The following is a 15,326-nucleotide window of genomic DNA, read 5'->3' as shown; positions in this document are numbered from 1 at the left end:
CTCAGCGCCACCACTCGACAGCGATGGACGGGCCGAGCCCGGTCTCCTCCTCGAGTTCGTCCACGGCTTCGTCGCCCTGGGCGAGGCCCTGGAAGAGCGTGCCGGTGACGGTGCCCGCCACGGCGTCGCGCAGCGGCAGCCACCAGCCGAGCAGGACCACCGGGTACAGGAGGTACCCGAACCGGGTCGAGGGCATGAGCAGGAACGCGGCCGAGAGGCCCGCCGCGCACCACAGCGCCGCCGACGCGGCCGTCACCGGCGGGCGCGTCCACAGCAGCCCGGCGATGACGAGCGCGGCGAGGCCGAGCAGGGCCGGGGCGATGAGGTCGCCGCCCGGGACGTAGTGGGCGACAAGGAATCCGGGCAGCGGCGACTGCGCGGGCGAGGTGACCACGCCGTGGCCGAGGCCGAAGGCGATCACGTTGTCGAAGAACCCGCGGGCGTCGACGAGCAGGACCGGCAGCATCGTCGCGGCGACGGGGACCGCGAAACCGGCGAGGTATCTCTGCACATTTATGGCTCGCAAGCTTCGCCAAGACCGCAGACTTCCTTGTTGCCAGAACAGGAACGCGATGACGACGGCCGCTGGCCAGGCGAAGAGCTTGAGGGCGGCGGCCGCGCCGATCGCGAGCCCGGCCGCGAAGCCGCGCTCGCGGTGGGCGAAGGCGAGCGCGAGGACCATGAGCGCGACGACGGGCATGTCGTCGCCGCCGGTGGCGAACGTCAAGGCGCACACGGGGAACACGAACGTGGCCTGGACGGCGCGCAGGAGCGGGCCCTTGCCGGCGCCCGCGACGCCCGGGTCGCTGCCGGGGCCGCCTCGCAGGAGCCGGGCCGCGCCGACGGCGCAGGCCGCGGCGGCGAGGAGGAAGTAGACGCGGGCGTCGGTCCACCAGTGCTCGCCGAAGACCGCGGCGGGGATGCCGAAGACGGCCATGCCGGGCTGGTACGGGTTGTAGCCAAGGAGCGGCTCGGGGAGGGCCGCGATCTGGTCGGCGTGCAGGTAGGGGCTTCCGGTGTCGAGGAGTCGCTGGCCGGAGGACTCGACGACGAGGACTTCTTCCTGGGCGCGGCCGCTGGCGCCGCTGGCGCGTTCGACGGCCATGAGCACCAGGGGGATCGCGGTGACGGCGAGGGCGGCGCCGACGGCGACGAACATGCGGCGGCGCCAGACCGGGCCGGGCTGGGCGAGGAGGATCGCGGCGCAGATCGCGGCGGGCAGGTAGCCGCCGAACGCGACCGCGCCCCACTGGGCGTGCGAGTCGAGGGTGGTCCACAGCGCGGTGGCGCCCGCGAAGAGCGCGGCCAGGCCGTAGAAGGCGAGGTCGATGATGAGCGGACGGTTGGACACCCGGACAGCGTACGGGGACGGCGCGAACGGGATCGGTGTGCGGCCGCCCCCCGAGGTCGGGTGTGTCGGCCTCCCGGGCCCCCCGGTTCGATTGTCGCGCGGGGGTACGACAGTCCGGCCGGGCCGGGTCCGTGCGAGGCCGGGTCGGGCGGTTGGACCGGGCGAGACGGCATGGGCTGGGCTCGGTTCCGCGATCAGGGCCGGGCCGGGTCCGTGCGAGGCCGCGCGGGGCCGGTGCGGGCGGGGCTGTCCTCGTCCGGGTTCGCTTTCAGCGCACCGGGATGCGGGCCCAGACCTCCTGGGTGCCGTCGCCGAGGGAGCGGGCGCCCCAGTCGGTGGACAGTTTGGACACGATGAACATGCCGCGGCCGTGCGCGGAGTCGAGGTTGACCGCGCACACGTGCGGGTGGGTGCGGGAGCCGCCGTCGATGACGCGGACCTCGACGTCGGCGGGGCCGAGCTCGTAGCTGACGACCACGTCGCCGCCGGGGAGCGGGCGGGCGTGGCGGACGGCGTTGGAGACGAGCTCGGTCGCGCACACGAGGAGGTCGTCGCGGACTTCGTCGGGGAGGTCGGGGAGGGAGTCGCGCAGCCACCGGCGGACCTGGCTCGCGGCCCCGGACTGGTGGGGGACGCGCAGCCGCTCTGGCGCCGGTATCGCAGCGGGCATCGCGGTCCCCTTCCTTCCTCCGTGCCGTGGGGAGGCTATACAGCAACCTACCCGTTGCTTTGCGATGACGCCAGCATTACGGACGGACCCTGAGTCCGTCTTGAGGTGCGGCGCTTTCAGCCCGCGAGGGTCTGGCGGATCGCGGCCGGGCGGTCGGTGAACAGGACGTCGACCTCGAGCCCCGCCATCCGGTGGGCGGTGTCGGCGTCGTTGACGGTCCAGGTGTACACCTGGTAGCCCGCTTCGTGGCTGCGTTCGACGAATTCGGGGGTCGAGTCGAGATAGTCGACGCGGGAGCTGAGGACCTGGACGCCTTCGGGCGGGCGGCGGAACGGGTACTCGAAGATCCACACCAGCGGCGTGTCGGCGTCGAGGCCGCGCCAGGTCCTGAGGGCCGCGCGGGAGAAGGACATCACGGTCACATCGAGTCCGGGCCAGCGCCGCAGCGTCTCCCACAGGCGCAGTTCGAGGCGGGGCCCGAACTTGGAGGGGTGCTTGGCCTCGATGAACAGTTTGAGGTCTTTGCCGGAGTCGACGACGAGGCCGAAGAGGTCTTCGAGGGTGGGGATGCGCTCGGCTTCGGGGTTGCCGGAGCAGTCGGGGAACAGGTGGGCGAAGTTCAGGTCCCGCAACTGGGCGAGGGTGAGATCCGCCACTGCGCCTTTGGCTCCGGAGGTGCGTTTGACGGTGCGGTCGTGGTGGAGGACGAGCTGCCCGTCGGCGGTGAGGCGGAGGTCGAACTCGAAGCCGTCGGCGCCTTCGACGATGGCCTGCCGGAACGCGGCGATCGAATGCTCCGGGAGGAACTCGTTCGCGCCTCGGTGGGCGGCGATCAGCGGCTGGGACATTTCTTGACGATAGACCGTGGGTCCGACGTCGGGCCTGCTTGGCGGTGTCCGGGCGGGGTGGCGGCGGTGAACGTCACCGGCTCGGCGGGCTTTGGATGAACGGCGGGTTCCCTGCGGCTGGGACGGGTGCGGTTCCGGTGGCGGCGGGTGCGGGCCGGGAGGGAGGATGGGTTCGTGCAGAACGATCCTGAATCCACGGCTCCGGGCGGGGCGGCCGAAGCGGCGGCGGTGTCGGCGTTCGCCGAGGTCGGGGGCGGCTACCGCGACCTGGGCTGGGCCAAGATCGACACGGGCCGCCCGGCGCGGACGGGGACGGCCGAGGCGGTGTACGCGGCGGGGAAGACGCCCGCGCAGGTCGTGGGCGCGCTTGCGGCGCTGCGGGAGGCGCACCCGGGGCGGGTGGCGGTCGCGACGCGGTGCGACGAGGCGTGCGCGGCGGCGGTGCGGGAGGCGTTCGGCGAGGACGTGCTGGTCGAGAGCGGGGTGTGCGCGGTCGGCGCGTTCCCGGTTGCCGAGGCGGGGCTGCTCGCGGTGGTGTGCGCGGGGACGTCGGACCTGCCGGTGGCGCGGGAGGCCGAGATCGTGGCGCGCGCCAACGGGATCGACACGCGGCTCGTCGCCGATGTGGGGGTCGCGGGGCTGCACCGGCTGCTCGACAAGGTCGCGGAGCTGCGGGAGGCGGCGTGCGTGATCGTGGTGGCGGGCATGGACGGGGCGCTGCCGTCGGTGGTGGCGGGCCTGGTGTCCGCGCCGGTGGTGGCGGTGCCCACGTCGGTCGGGTACGGGGCGGCGTTCGGCGGGCTCGCGCCGCTGCTGACGATGTTGAACTCGTGCTCGCCGGGGGTGACGGTGGTGAACATCGACAACGGTTTCGGGGCGGCGATGGCCGCGTCCCGGATGCTCAGTGTGAAGACGGCACAGTGAAAGCGGGCGCAGCGGTGACGATCGCGTGGCTGGACTGCTCGGCGGGCGCGAGCGGCGACATGTTCCTGGGGGCCCTGGCCGACGCCGGGGTGGACCTGGCGGTGATGCAGGCGGCGGTGGACGCGCTCGGGACCGAGCCGGTCCGGTTGCGGGCCGAGCGGGTGACGCGGCACGGGCTCGTGGCGACGAAGGTGGCCGTGGAGGCCCCGGAGGTCGCGACGGACCGGCGCTGGCGCTCGATCCGGTCGATGCTCGAAGGCGCGGCGCTCGACGAGCCGGTGCGGGCGCTGGCGCTGGCGGCGTTCGGGCGGCTCGCCGCCGCTGAGGCGGCGGCGCACGGGATCGACGAGGAGGACGTGCACTTCCACGAGGTGGGGGCGCTCGACTCGGTCGCGGACATCGTGGGTGCGGCGGCTGGCTTGGCGGCGTTGGGCATCGAGCGTTTGATCGTTTCGACGGTGACCGTGGGCGGGGGGACGACGCGCGGCTCGCACGGTTCGATCCCGCTGCCCGCTCCGGCGGTGCTGCGGGTGCTCGCGGATGCGGGCGCGCCGGTGGTCGGCGCGGTGCCGTATGAGGCGTGCACTCCGACGGGCGCGGCGATCATCGCTGCTGCCGCCTCGGGGTACGGGTCGATGCCGGAGATGGTGGTGGAGCGGATCGGCGCGGGCGCGGGCGGGCGGGACCCGCAGGAGCGCGCGAACCTGTTGCGGCTGGTCATCGGCCGTGAAGTGGTGGCGGTGCGCAGGACCGGTGCGGCCCATGTGCACCGTCACGGCCATGAACATGTTGCCGCGGATGCGGGGCACGGCCACGCGCACGAGGCATCGGTCCACGAGCACGCTTGCAATCATGCGCATGAACCCGCTTCGCCTGCGGCGCAGGCACACCCGGAGCAAGGGGCCTCCGCCGCGAAGCCCGTCGTCATTGAGACCAATGTGGACGATCTTGATCCGCGTCTGTGGCCCGCCGCGCTGGCGGCGCTGCTGGAGGCCGGGGCCTCGGACGCCTGGCTGACGCCGATCCTCATGAAGAAGGGCCGCCCGGCGCACACGGTCCACGTGCTGTGCAGGCCCGAGATGATCGAGTCGGCCCGGTCGGCGCTCGTGCGGCACACCACCACGATCGGTATGCGCTCCTACGAGATCGAGAAGTACGCGCTCGAACGCCGGTACACGCACGTCGAGGTCGACGGCCATCAGATCGGGGTCAAGATCGCGCTGGAACACGGCGAGGTCGTGAACACTTCGGTCGAGTACGAGGACGCGGCCGCCGCGGCGGCGGCCTTGTCGCGTCCGCTCAAAGTGGTGATCGCGCAGGCCACTGCGCTTGCGGCCGAGCACTATTAGGCGTACCGCGGGCGTGGGGCCGTACCGATATCCTGCCCGCATGATCGATTTCGAGAACGGTTCGCTTTTCAAGCTCAAGCTCACTGACGACCCCGGGTTCCGCGACGAGGTCCAGCCGCTGCTGGTCGACGGCGAGGAGGTCGCGATCGCGTTCGAGGGCGTGCGCGACTTCGTGGTCTTCACGAACAAGCGGGTCATCGCCGTGAACGTGCAGGGCATGACCGGCCGCAAGAAGGACTACACCTCCTTGCCCTACAACAAGATCCAGGCGTACTCGGTCGAGACCGACGGCCTGATGGACAACGACGGCGAGCTCGACCTGTGGTTCAGCGGCCTCGGCCGGGTCCGCTTCGAGTTCAAGGAGAACGTGGACCTGCCCGCGATCGCCAAGCACATCGCGGCCTGCTCGCTCTAGACCTGTTGCGGCGCAGGGCCTCCCGTTCGTGGTGCCTACGGGCGGGAGGTCCTGCGCCGAGTCTCTTCAGGGGCGCTGTCGATCCCCGGGCCCTTTCGGCCCGGGGCGGCTAGTGCCCGCCGTGGGAGGCGGCGGAGGCGCTGACCGGGACCGTGCCGATCTCCTCGCCCTCGCCGAGGACCACGAACTGGCCCATCATCCCCGAGTCCTCGTGGACGAGGATGTGGCAGTGGTACATGTACGGCAGGTTCGGGTCGGTGTAGTCGGCGAAGCGCATCGCCAGCCGGTACTGCTGCTGCGGGATGAGCTGGACGGTGTCCTTCCAGCCGCGCAGGCGCGGCGGCGGCTCTTCGCCGTTGACGGTGAGGACCTGGTACTGGACGTCGTGGACGTGGAAGTTGTGCATGAAGCCGTCGGCGTTCTCGACCTCCCACACCTCGACGGTGCCCTCGCGGACGCCGAAGTCGATGCGCATGGGGTCCATGGACTCCCCGTTGATCTGGTTGAACCCGGAGAGGGAGAAGGAGCGCTCGGCGGCGATGTCGGCGTCGGCGAGATCCGGTGCGGCGCCCATGGTCTCGGGGATCTCGGTGGTGTCAGCGAGGGTGGCGGCGGCGCGGAACTCGCAGATGTCGAGGTGGTCGTCGCCGCCGTTGAACCGCCCGAGCGGGCCCGAGTAGCCCTCGTCGGCCGGGTTGGAGCGGAGCGTCACCGTCTCGCCGGGCTCGAAGGCGACGACGATCTCGACGCGCTCCCCCGGTGAGAGCTGGAGGCGGTCGGTCTCCCACGCGGCCGGGAGGAGGCCGCCGTCGGTGGCGATGAGGCTGAAGGGCCGGTCGTCGCCGAACCCGAAGTTGTAGAGGCGCGAGACGGAGCCGTTGAGCAGGCGCAGGCGCACCAGGCGGGTGGTGACGTCGAAGTAGGGGCCGAGGGTGCCGTTGACCATGATCTCGTCGCCGAGGACGCCCTGCATGCTCATGAAGGAGCCGTCGTCGTCGAACTGGTTGTCGTCGTCGAACTTGCGGTCCTGCACGATCATCGGCACGTCGTCCACGCCGTACTGGGAGGGGAGGTTGAGGCTCCCGGCCTCGTCGTCGTCGACGATGAACATCCCGGCGAGGCCCCGGTAGACGTGGGCGCCGGTGCGGCCGTGGGGGTGCGGGTGGTACCAGAGGGTCGCGGCGGGCTGATTCAGTGTCCACTGGGGAGCCCAGACGCCGTCGGGTTCGACCTCCTGGTGGGGGCCGCCGTCCATGACGGAGGGCAGGTGCATGCCGTGCCAGTGGATCGAGGTGCCCTCGTCGAGGCCGTTGTGGACGGCGAAGGCGACCTCTTCGCCGCGCTTGGCGCGGATGGTCGGGCCGAGGAAGGGGCCGTTGACGCCCCAGGTCTCGGTCTCGCGGCCGTCCTTGAACGCCACGGTGCCGGACTGGATCGCGAGGTCGAAGACCCGCGCACCCGAGGCGTCGAGGGTCGACTCGGCGAGCGGGGGCACGGCGAGGGGGGTGTCGAAGTCGACGGCGCCGACGGTCTCGAGCTTCGACTTGTTCCAGAAGTATCCGAGGGTGCCGGCCCCGCCGAGCACGACGGCGCCGACGCCGCCCCCGACGCCGATGAGGGTCCACTTGAGTGCTTTACGCCGCTTCATGTTTGCAATACTCGTGCGGCGGCCCGCCCGATACATCAGGCGTGGGAAGGCAATCCGCGTACCACTGCGGGACTACGCCGCCGGGCGGCGTCAACCCCCGGTAGCGATACGGCGGAGGCGCGGTACGCCCGCGCGGCGGCCCGGCGCGGCGCGGCGCCGCCGCGCGGGCGTACGGGAGGCCCCGGGTACCCACCCGATCCCACCTTCACCACTACCAGTGAAAAGGACACCCTCCCATACGGGTACGACAAAAGCTTCTGAGCTGCGAAAACATTCGGGCGGGCTGCGGGGCGGGTCGCGAAGGACACAAGGCTCCGAACTTCGCGGGCGGGATCGCGGAGGGCACGAGGTGCCGGACACGGCGAAGGCCCGCGACCGTTCCGGTCGCGGGCCTCGTAGGCGCTTTCGCGTCGTACTGCTCTGTCAGTCCTCGTTGAGGTAGCCGCGGAGGTGGGCGGCGTTCACCGCTGCGGCGCGGCCGGCGACTTCGAGCTTCGCCATCGCGCGGGAGAGGTGCACGCTCACGGTCTTCTCCGAGATGTACAGCTCCGCGCCGATCTGCTTGTTCGTGAGCCCGCGCGCCACCTGCCGCAGCACCGCGAGTTCGCGCGGCGTGAGCGGCGTCGAGGTCGGCACCGCCGCGTCCAGGCCCGCCCGCTCGGCGAGCGCGCACAACTGCGCCGCCAGCGGGGCCGCGCCCAGACTGGTCGCGGTCGCCTTCGCCTCGGCCAGCACCGCCACCGCCTCGGCCCGGGCCCCGGTGCCGTTCTCCGAAAGGAGCGCCTCCGCGAGCCGCCAGCGCGCGTACGCCTGCCGGTACGGCTCGGCCCAGGTCCCGTCGTACGGGGCTGTGCCTCCGGACTGCGCCGCCTCGAGCAGCGCCAGGGTCTCCGAGGCCAGCGGGTCGCGCAGTGCCAGCTCGAGCCGCTCCTGCTCGCCGAGCCGCATCGGGTCGGCGGCGCTCGAGGCGCCGCGTTCCGATTGGGCCGCAACCGCATCGGCATCGCCGCCTGCGGTGCTGCGGCCGGTCATGACGCGGTAGTCGAAGGCCGCGGCGGCCTCGCGCCACAGGGCCGGGTCGCCGTCGCTGTAGAGCCGCGACTCCTCGGCGTCGAGCTGGGCGACCCACGCCAGGCCCTCCGGGCCGAGGGTGCCGGAGAGGGGGCGGCCGTGTTCGAGGAAGAACCGGGCCCGCTCGGCCAGGCGCTCCCCCGCTGCGACGGCGTTCTTGGCGCCCGCGGCGTCGCCGTCGCGGCGCAGGTGCTGGGCGAGGTCGGCGGCGGCGCCGACGCCTGCGGTGCACACCGAGATCCCGGCGAGGTAGTAGCCGCGCATGCGGGTCATGCGCTCGGTGGCGCGCTCGGCGCGGCGCAGGGCCTCGGCGGGCCGGTCGCGCCAGCGGTCGAGTTCGACGCCGCAGAGCGAGGCGAGCGCGAGGACCTGGCCGTCGAGCTGCCAGCGGTCGGCGAGGTAGTCGAGGCGCCGGTCGGCCGCCTCGTACCGGCCGCGCGCGACGTCGACGAGGAGGACGGCGGCGGCGAGGCGGGTGAGGACGACGCCGGGCAGGACGCTGGAGGCCATCTCGCCGTTCGCGTCCACTTCGTCCCAGCGGCCGACCATGTAGTTGGAGATGACCTGGCGTACAGCGGTTTCGAGGCCGTAGCCGCTCCATTTGTCGCCGGTGCTGCGGGCCCAGTCCCAACCGCGGTTGAAGTGGTCGAGCGCTTCGGCGATGCGGGAGGCCTCGACCATGACGAGGCCGTTGTTGAAGTGCCCGCGCAGTTCGACGTCCTGCCAGCCGGTGCCGCGGATCAGGTCGAGCGCCTCGTTGTTGCGGGCGACGGTCTGCTCGAGGCTCTGCGTGCCGTTGCGGAAGGCGCCGATGCTGGCGGTGAGGATCGCGTCGGCTTTGGCGGCGAGGTGGCCGCAGTACTCGTCGGCGGTGCCGTTCGCGGTGACCGCGTCGGCGGTGGCGATCGCCTGGTCGCACCAGACGGCGGCCTCTTCGTACTGGCGGTTGAAGTAGGTCGCGCGGGCGACCACGGCCTGGGCCCAGGCCTTGACGGTGTGCGGCTCGTCGTCCTTGACCAGTTCCCAAGCCTCCCAGGCGACCCGGAGCGCCTGCAGCTCGTCGCCTTCGATGGTGAGGAGGTGCTTGGCGTACTTGCGGCGCGTGTAGGCGCCTTGGAGGCGGTCCCCCGACGCGTCGGCGAGTTTGACGGCGGCGGCCGAGTACGACTGGGCGCGTTTGATCTCGCCGGAGGCTTCGGCGTTGGCGGCCGCGCGGATGGTGAGCCGCAGTTCGGTGAGGCCTTCGGGGCGCTGCTCCGCGGGGACCTGGCCGAACAGGGTGAGGGCGCGTTCGAGGTGGAGGAGCGCTTCGGCGGGGGCGGCGAGTTCGACGGCTTCGTCGGCGGCGCGCACGGACGCGGACAGGGCGCAGCTGAGGTCGCCGGATTCGTGGGCGTGGTGGGCGAGTTCGGCCTCGGCGCCCTTGCCGTTGTCGTCGGCGAGGGAGGCGGCGATCTTCTGGTGGTAGCGGATGCGTTCGCCGGGAAGGAGGTCCGAGTAGACGGCCTCGCCGAGGAGGGCGTGGCGGAACGCGTACGTGTCGGCGCTCCTCTGGACGATGATGCCGTGCGAGATCGCGGCGCGCAGGGCCTGGTCGAGTTCGCGTTCGTGGCGCAGGCCGTTCTCGTCGAGCATCGACCAGGCGGCGGCGTTGAGGCGCCGGTAGGTGAAGCGGCGGCCCATGACGGAGGCGAGCTGTACGACCTGCTTGGCGGCGTCGGGGAGGCGTTCGAGCCGGGCGAGGAGGACCTCGGCGAGTTCGAAGGTGACCGTGTGGGTCTCGGCGGCGGCGAGTTCTTCGGCGAGGAACGCGTTGCCTTCGGAGGCGGCGGCGATCTTGGCGACGGTCTCCTCGTCGAGCCCGGTGTTGAGTTCGCGCACGAAGTCGGCGGCGTGCTGGGCGTCGAAGGGGTCGAGGTGGAGGCGCTGCACGGCGGGGAGGCGCACGAGTTCGGCGAGGAGGGGGCGCAGGGGGTGGGCGCGGTGGACGGCGTCGGCCCGGTAGGTGCCGACGATGAGGACGCGCTGGCCGGTGAGGCGGGAGGTGAGGAAGGCGAGGAGGTCGCGGCTGGAGCGGTCGGCCCAGTGGAGGTCTTCGAGGGTGAGGACGAGGGGGTGCGCGGCGGAGAGGTCGGCGAGGGCGGCGTGGAGGGCTTCGAAGAGCCCGAGGCGGCCGAGGTCGCCTTCGGCGGGGGTGGGGTGGCCGGGGAGGAGGGGGCTGAGGCCGGGGTGGTTCGCGGCGAGGTCGGGGTTGTCGCGGGCGAGGGTGCCGACGATCTCGGCGAAGGGGAGGTAGGGGAGGGCGGAGTCGGCGGTGTCGAGGCAGTGGCCGGTGACGGTGAGGACACCGTCACCGGCGCTGTCGTTGAATTCGTGGAGGAGCCGGGTCTTTCCGACCCCCGCGTCGCCGGAGACGAGGACCGTCGCGGGGCGCCCTGCGCGGGCGGCGTCGAGCGTCTCGCGGAGCGAGGCGAGTTCGGCGTCGCGGGCGAACAGGGGGAGGTCGGAACCCAGGCGCGGCATGTCAGCAATCATGACACGGGCCTATGACGTTCCGCGCCTGTCATTTCGCCGGTTGGACACGGGCATTGCCCGGTCCACCGGCGTTCTCGCCGGACCGCTCGCCGCGGCCGAGGGCCTTGGCGACGCGGGCCGCGATCCCGGCGTGGCGTACGTGCTCGCCGCCGCGGCGGGTGGCCTTGGCGGCCTTCACGAGCGCGCGGGCCTGCCGTTCGTTCTCGGCCTGCTTGATGAGCTCCTCGGAGCGGGCGTAGTGGAGGTAGTGGAGGTCGAAGTCGTTCATGTGAACTTCCTTTGGTGTCGCTGGCCGGGTTTTCCGGCCTGACACCAATCCTCCGGCTGAGGCCCGCCTAGGGGCATCAGCGTTCCACGCAGTCCCTGCCCTTACGGGCCTTAGTTCCGCGCCCGTGAGGGCCTGAGGCCCTTACTCCGGGGGGCCCGGCGGGGTGAGGGCCTTACTCGGCACTCGGCGGCAGCAGGTCCACCTGTGCCGGGACGACACCCACGGGGCAGGAGAGGCCGTTGGGGCCGTGGTTGCAGTACCCGTTCGGATTGTGGTGCAGGTACTGCTGGTGGTAGTCCTCGGCGAGCCAGTACGGGCCGGCGCCGACGATCGCGGTGGTGATCGGGCCGAGCCCGGCGGCGCGCACGATCGGGTCGAACACCTCTTTGCTGGCCTCGGCGGCGGCCTGCTGCGCGGGAGTGGTGGTGAACAGGACCGACCGGTACTGGGTGCCCACGTCGTTGCCCTGGCGCATGCCCTGCGTCGGGTCGTGGTTCTCCCAGAACACCTTGAGCAGCTGCTCGTAGGCGACCGCGCCGGGCTCCCAGACGACCTTCACGACCTCGGCGTGACCGGTCAGACCCGTGCAGACCTCCTCGTAGGAGGGCTTCTGGGTGTTCCCGCCCATGTACCCCACGGAGGTCGTCCAAACGCCCGGGACGCGCCAGAACAGGCGTTCGGCGCCCCAGAAGCAGCCCATGCCGAAATAGGCCGTCTCGGCGTCAGGGCCGGGGGAGCCTTCGATGGGGTGCTTCAGAATCGGGTGCTCGGTGCTCATCAGGCAAGTCTGTCACGCGTGAATAACGATCGCCAGCCGCAAGAGCGGCACGTTAGCGTATGCGCATGGTTTCATCTATCAACCACATCACCTTCGACGCCCGCGACGGGTACACCCTCTCGCTGTTCTGGACGAAGGTCACCGGCTACGCCGAGAACCCCGACGACCCCAACCTGCCTGAGCACACCGAGTGCTTCATCGGCCCCGCCGGCGGCGGCCCGGGCCTGCTGTTCATCAACGTCCCGGACGGCAAGGCCGTCAAGAACCGCGTACACCTCGACCTCACCCCCGAGACCACCCGCAACGAGGAGGTCGAACGGCTCCTCGGCCTGGGGGCGACCATCTTCGAGGACCACCGCAAACCGGACGGGAAGGGCTGGGTCACCATGCTCGACCCCGAAGGCAACGAGTTCTGCGTCGAACGCTCCAAAGCCGAACGCGCCGAGGGGTAGCGCAACGCCGCGGGCGTCCCGTATCGCACGGGGCGCCCGCGGCGCGAAGTCTGTACGGCGTGAGCCGTGGGTCCTGCCGAGGAGAGCGGGGTCCTTACTTCTCGGCCACGGCGTCGAGCTCGCCGTCGCCGTCAGCGTCCACCACGGCCGCGTCGTACTTGCCGTCGCCGTCGTGGTCGAGCAGCACGTGGTCGATCACGCCGTCGCCGTCGACGTCCACGGCCTTCATGTCCGCGGTGCCGTCGCCGTCGATGTCCACGTGGTACTCGACCGAGCCGTCCTCGTTGCGGCGCACGCCGACCGTCTCGTCGACGCCGTCACCGGTGATGTCCATCTTGTGTACTTCGTCGAAGCCCATGAGGCGCCCCTTAACTGAAGTGGGAAAGTGTTGACTGCACGATAGCGTGCCTATCCATAGGCAGTGGTACTCGCGTCGGTTAGCGTAGGGACCATGCATGAGGCTCAGGGGTTCTCCACACGCGCTATCCACGCCGGGCAGGAGCCCGACCCGCTCACCGGCGCGGTCGTCCCGCCCATCTACGCCACCTCGACCTACAAGCAGGACGGCGTCGGCGGCCTGCGCGGCGGCTACGAGTACTCCCGGTCGGGCAACCCGACCCGCACCGCCCTCGAAGCCTGCCTCGCCTCCATCGAAGGCGGCACGCGCGGCTTCGCGTTCGCGTCCGGCCTCGCCGCCGAGGACACCGTCCTCAGGGCCCTCCTCGCCCCCGGCGACCACGTCGTCATCCCCGACGACGCCTACGGCGGCACGTTCCGCCTCTTCGACAAGGTCGCCAAGCGCTGGGGCGTCGACTACACCGCCGCGCCCATCGCCGACACCGAAGCCGTCGCCGCGGCCATGAACGCGCGCACCAAGATGGTGTGGATCGAGACGCCCACCAACCCGCTGCTCAACATCGCCGACATCGAGCAGCTCGCCGACCTCGCCCGCAAGCACGGCGCGCTCACCGTCGTCGACAACACCTTCGCCAGCCCCTACCTGCAGCAGCCGCTCGCGCTCGGCGCCGACCTCGTCGTGCACTCCACGACCAAGTACATCGGCGGCCACTCTGACGTCGTCGGCGGCGCGATCGTCGTGCAGGACAGCGGGATCGCCGACGCCATCGCGTTCCACCACAACTCGATGGGCGGCGTCGCCGGGCCCTTCGACGCGTTCCTCACCCTGCGCGGCATCAAGACCCTCGCGGTGCGCATGGACCGCCACTGCGACAACGCCGAAGCCGTCGCCGAGTTCCTCGCCGGGCACGCCAAAGTCGCCGAGGTCCGCTACCCCGGCCTCTCGACCCACCCCGGACACGACGTGGCGGGCAAGCAGATGAAGCGCTACGGCGGCATGATCTCCTTCCGCCACAAGGACGGCGAGCAAGCCGCCGTCGACCTCTGCGCTCGCACCGAGGTGTTCACGCTCGGCGAATCGCTCGGCGGCGTCGAATCCCTCATCGAGCACCCCGGACGCATGACCCACGCCTCCGCCGCCGGCAGCGCCCTCGAGGTCCCCGCTGACCTCGTGCGCCTGTCCGTCGGCATCGAGGACGCCGACGACCTCCTGGCCGACCTGCGCCAGGCCCTGGGCTAGACGGCACCCCGCAGGCCCCCGTGAGAAAGAAGGACGTGCAGTGAGCTGGTCGGGAACCACCGCGCAGCAGATAGCCAAGGCAGTCCGGCGCGGCGACGCCGACGCCGCGATCGTCGTCGACCACCACCTCCGCCGCATCGAGGACCACCGGGAGGCCGAAGGCGCCCTCACCAGCGTCCGCAAGATCGAGTCGCTCGCCGAGGCCGCGGCCGTCGACGAGATCGACAACCGCGACTCCCTGCCCGCCGCCGGGGTCCCCGTGGCCGTGTGCGAGCAGCTCGCCGTCACCGGGCACGCGCCCCGGCTCGGCTCCAACGCCGCCGTCCTGCCGATCGCCGACACCGACCACCAAGCGGTGCAGCGCATCCGCGGCGCCGGCGCCGTGATCGTCGCCTTCGGGCGCTCCTCCGAGCTCGGGCTCTGGCCCGCCACCGACGACGACGGGAACGTCCCGGCCAACCCCTGGCGCCCCGACCGCGGCGTCGGCGGCCCCAGCGGCGGCACCGCACTCGCCGTCGCCACCGGGGCCGCGCCCATCGGCATCGGCCTCGACGGGCCCGGCTCTGCGGGCGGGGTGCGCACCGCGGCCGCCGCGTGCGGCATCGTCGCCTACAGCCCCGAGCACGTCCCCGCCGACATCAACACCGACCCCGAGCACTGGCTCGGCGCCCACACCGGGGTCATGGCCACCACCGTGGAGGACGCAGCGCTCGCCTACGCCGCCCTCACCCACCGCCACCCGCGCTCCACGGGCGATCCCGGACGCCTGCGGATCGCCGCCACGAACATCGCGCCGCTCCCCGCCCGCGTCGACGACGACGCCACGAAGTGGCTGCTCAAAGCCGTACGCTCCCTCACCGACCTGGGCCACGACACATTCCGCGCCAAGCCCCGCTTCGGCGCCCGCCTCACCCCGGCCTCCTCCGGGGCCTGGACCTGCGCGGCGTACCTGCGCAGCCTCAAATGCGGCCCCGACGGCCTGCAGCGGCGCACCAGGCGGCTCGTCTCCGTGGGCGAGAAGACCTACCTGAGGGGCCTGTTCGGCGGCGTCCTCGGCGACGGCAACCGCGTCCGCCGCCACCTCGAGGACTGGTTCGACCTCGAGGACTACGACCTGCTCATCACCCCCGGGCTGCCCGCCGCGCCGCCCGCGGCCAAGGAGTGGTCCACGGAGACCCTGCGCGCCAACGTGACCCACCTCGCCAGCGCCGCCGCGTTCACCGCCCCGTTCGGCCTCGCCGGCCTCCCGGCCCTGGTCGTCCCGGTCGGCATGCGCAGCGACGGCGCCCCGGCAACCGTGCAACTCGTCGGCCCGCCCGGCTCCACCGGCCGCCTCTTCGACGTCGCGGCGCAGCTCATCGCGAAGCTCCGCCCGCGCCGCTACGCCCCCGGCCTCAGCTGGGACTGACGCACAGCCGAA

At 71.9% G+C, this 15,326-nt stretch carries 14 protein-coding genes; 6 read left to right on the top strand and 8 right to left on the bottom strand.

Features of this window, described 5'->3' with window-relative positions; translation table 11 throughout:
- Position 1 precedes the first annotated feature (1 nt).
- From ACZ60M_RS18140 to ACZ60M_RS18130, 3 genes are all read right to left on the bottom strand, one after another.
- Entirely contained in the window at positions 2-1,351 is a 1,350-nt protein-coding gene (locus ACZ60M_RS18140) for a glycosyltransferase 87 family protein (protein WP_465419482.1), read from the bottom strand.
- Between the two features lie 268 nt (positions 1,352-1,619).
- Positions 1,620-2,021 carry an ATP-binding protein gene (locus ACZ60M_RS18135; RefSeq protein WP_465419481.1) on the bottom strand — a complete coding sequence of 134 codons (402 nt, stop codon included), beginning with the start codon at positions 2,019-2,021 and terminating at the stop codon, positions 1,620-1,622.
- A gap of 116 nt (positions 2,022-2,137) precedes the next feature.
- A complete protein-coding gene (locus ACZ60M_RS18130; RefSeq protein ID WP_465419479.1) occupies positions 2,138-2,869 on the bottom strand; it encodes a glycerophosphodiester phosphodiesterase in 732 nt (243 codons plus the stop codon).
- Positions 2,870-3,043: 174 nt separating this feature from the next.
- Between ACZ60M_RS18130 and larB the strand changes: the two genes are divergently transcribed.
- The 3 genes from larB to ACZ60M_RS18115 are packed head-to-tail and all read left to right on the top strand — an operon-like array spanning position 3,044 to position 5,557.
- A complete protein-coding gene (larB, locus tag ACZ60M_RS18125; RefSeq protein ID WP_465419477.1) occupies positions 3,044-3,793 on the top strand; it encodes a nickel pincer cofactor biosynthesis protein LarB in 750 nt (249 codons plus the stop codon).
- Positions 3,794-3,807: 14 nt separating this feature from the next.
- Positions 3,808-5,142 carry a nickel pincer cofactor biosynthesis protein LarC gene (larC, locus tag ACZ60M_RS18120; protein WP_465419475.1) on the top strand — a complete coding sequence of 445 codons (1,335 nt, stop codon included), beginning with the start codon at positions 3,808-3,810 and terminating at the stop codon, positions 5,140-5,142.
- Positions 5,143-5,182: 40 nt separating this feature from the next.
- Positions 5,183-5,557, top strand: coding sequence for a PH domain-containing protein (locus ACZ60M_RS18115; RefSeq protein WP_465419473.1), 375 nt, complete (start codon positions 5,183-5,185; stop codon positions 5,555-5,557).
- Positions 5,558-5,666: 109 nt separating this feature from the next.
- On the opposite strand, the gene ACZ60M_RS18110 is transcribed toward ACZ60M_RS18115, so the two are convergent.
- The 4 genes from ACZ60M_RS18110 to msrA all read right to left on the bottom strand — a co-directional run bounded on the left by ACZ60M_RS18110 (position 5,667) and on the right by msrA (position 11,857).
- The gene (locus ACZ60M_RS18110) at positions 5,667-7,205 is read right to left on the bottom strand and encodes a multicopper oxidase family protein (protein ID WP_465419471.1); all 1,539 of its coding nucleotides are present in this window, start codon (positions 7,203-7,205) and stop codon (positions 5,667-5,669) included.
- A 423-nt stretch (positions 7,206-7,628) separates the two neighbouring features.
- The gene (locus ACZ60M_RS18105) at positions 7,629-10,811 is read right to left on the bottom strand and encodes a helix-turn-helix transcriptional regulator (protein WP_465419469.1); all 3,183 of its coding nucleotides are present in this window, start codon (positions 10,809-10,811) and stop codon (positions 7,629-7,631) included.
- Between the two features lie 28 nt (positions 10,812-10,839).
- Positions 10,840-11,079 carry a hypothetical protein gene (locus ACZ60M_RS18100; protein WP_465419467.1) on the bottom strand — a complete coding sequence of 80 codons (240 nt, stop codon included), beginning with the start codon at positions 11,077-11,079 and terminating at the stop codon, positions 10,840-10,842.
- A gap of 172 nt (positions 11,080-11,251) precedes the next feature.
- A complete protein-coding gene (gene msrA / locus ACZ60M_RS18095) occupies positions 11,252-11,857 on the bottom strand; it encodes a peptide-methionine (S)-S-oxide reductase MsrA (protein ID WP_465419465.1) in 606 nt (201 codons plus the stop codon).
- A gap of 65 nt (positions 11,858-11,922) precedes the next feature.
- On the opposite strand from msrA, the gene ACZ60M_RS18090 reads away from it, so the two are divergent.
- Entirely contained in the window at positions 11,923-12,309 is a 387-nt protein-coding gene (locus ACZ60M_RS18090) for a VOC family protein (RefSeq protein WP_465419463.1), read from the top strand.
- Between the two features lie 94 nt (positions 12,310-12,403).
- Here ACZ60M_RS18090 and ACZ60M_RS18085 read toward each other — a convergent pair whose 3' ends face one another.
- Positions 12,404-12,667 (bottom strand): hypothetical protein, encoded by a 264-nt coding sequence (locus tag ACZ60M_RS18085; RefSeq protein WP_208497153.1) that lies wholly within the window; start codon positions 12,665-12,667, stop codon positions 12,404-12,406.
- Positions 12,668-12,760: 93 nt separating this feature from the next.
- Between ACZ60M_RS18085 and ACZ60M_RS18080 the strand changes: the two genes are divergently transcribed.
- Positions 12,761-13,906, top strand: coding sequence for a cystathionine gamma-synthase (locus ACZ60M_RS18080; protein WP_465419462.1), 1,146 nt, complete (start codon positions 12,761-12,763; stop codon positions 13,904-13,906).
- Between the two features lie 40 nt (positions 13,907-13,946).
- Entirely contained in the window at positions 13,947-15,314 is a 1,368-nt protein-coding gene (locus ACZ60M_RS18075) for an amidase (protein ID WP_465419460.1), read from the top strand.
- Positions 15,315-15,326: the final 12 nt, after the last annotated feature.

The organism is Glycomyces sp. NPDC050141, from assembly GCF_055586545.1.
Note: the sequence above shows the minus strand (reverse complement) of the source record. Positions and strands in the feature narration are given on the sequence as shown.

Coding starts and splice junctions, on each gene's coding strand:
- ACZ60M_RS18135 (WP_465419481.1), bottom strand. CDS start 2,021: ATGCCCGCTGCGATACCGGCGCCAGAGCGGCTGCGCGTCCCCCACCAG.
- ACZ60M_RS18130 (WP_465419479.1), bottom strand. CDS start 2,869: ATGTCCCAGCCGCTGATCGCCGCCCACCGAGGCGCGAACGAGTTCCTC.
- ACZ60M_RS18115 (WP_465419473.1), top strand. CDS start 5,183: ATGATCGATTTCGAGAACGGTTCGCTTTTCAAGCTCAAGCTCACTGAC.
- ACZ60M_RS18110 (WP_465419471.1), bottom strand. CDS start 7,205: ATGAAGCGGCGTAAAGCACTCAAGTGGACCCTCATCGGCGTCGGGGGC.
- ACZ60M_RS18105 (WP_465419469.1), bottom strand. CDS start 10,811: ATGATTGCTGACATGCCGCGCCTGGGTTCCGACCTCCCCCTGTTCGCC.
- ACZ60M_RS18100 (WP_465419467.1), bottom strand. CDS start 11,079: ATGAACGACTTCGACCTCCACTACCTCCACTACGCCCGCTCCGAGGAG.
- msrA (WP_465419465.1), bottom strand. CDS start 11,857: ATGAGCACCGAGCACCCGATTCTGAAGCACCCCATCGAAGGCTCCCCC.
- ACZ60M_RS18090 (WP_465419463.1), top strand. CDS start 11,923: ATGGTTTCATCTATCAACCACATCACCTTCGACGCCCGCGACGGGTAC.
- ACZ60M_RS18085 (WP_208497153.1), bottom strand. CDS start 12,667: ATGGGCTTCGACGAAGTACACAAGATGGACATCACCGGTGACGGCGTC.
- ACZ60M_RS18080 (WP_465419462.1), top strand. CDS start 12,761: ATGCATGAGGCTCAGGGGTTCTCCACACGCGCTATCCACGCCGGGCAG.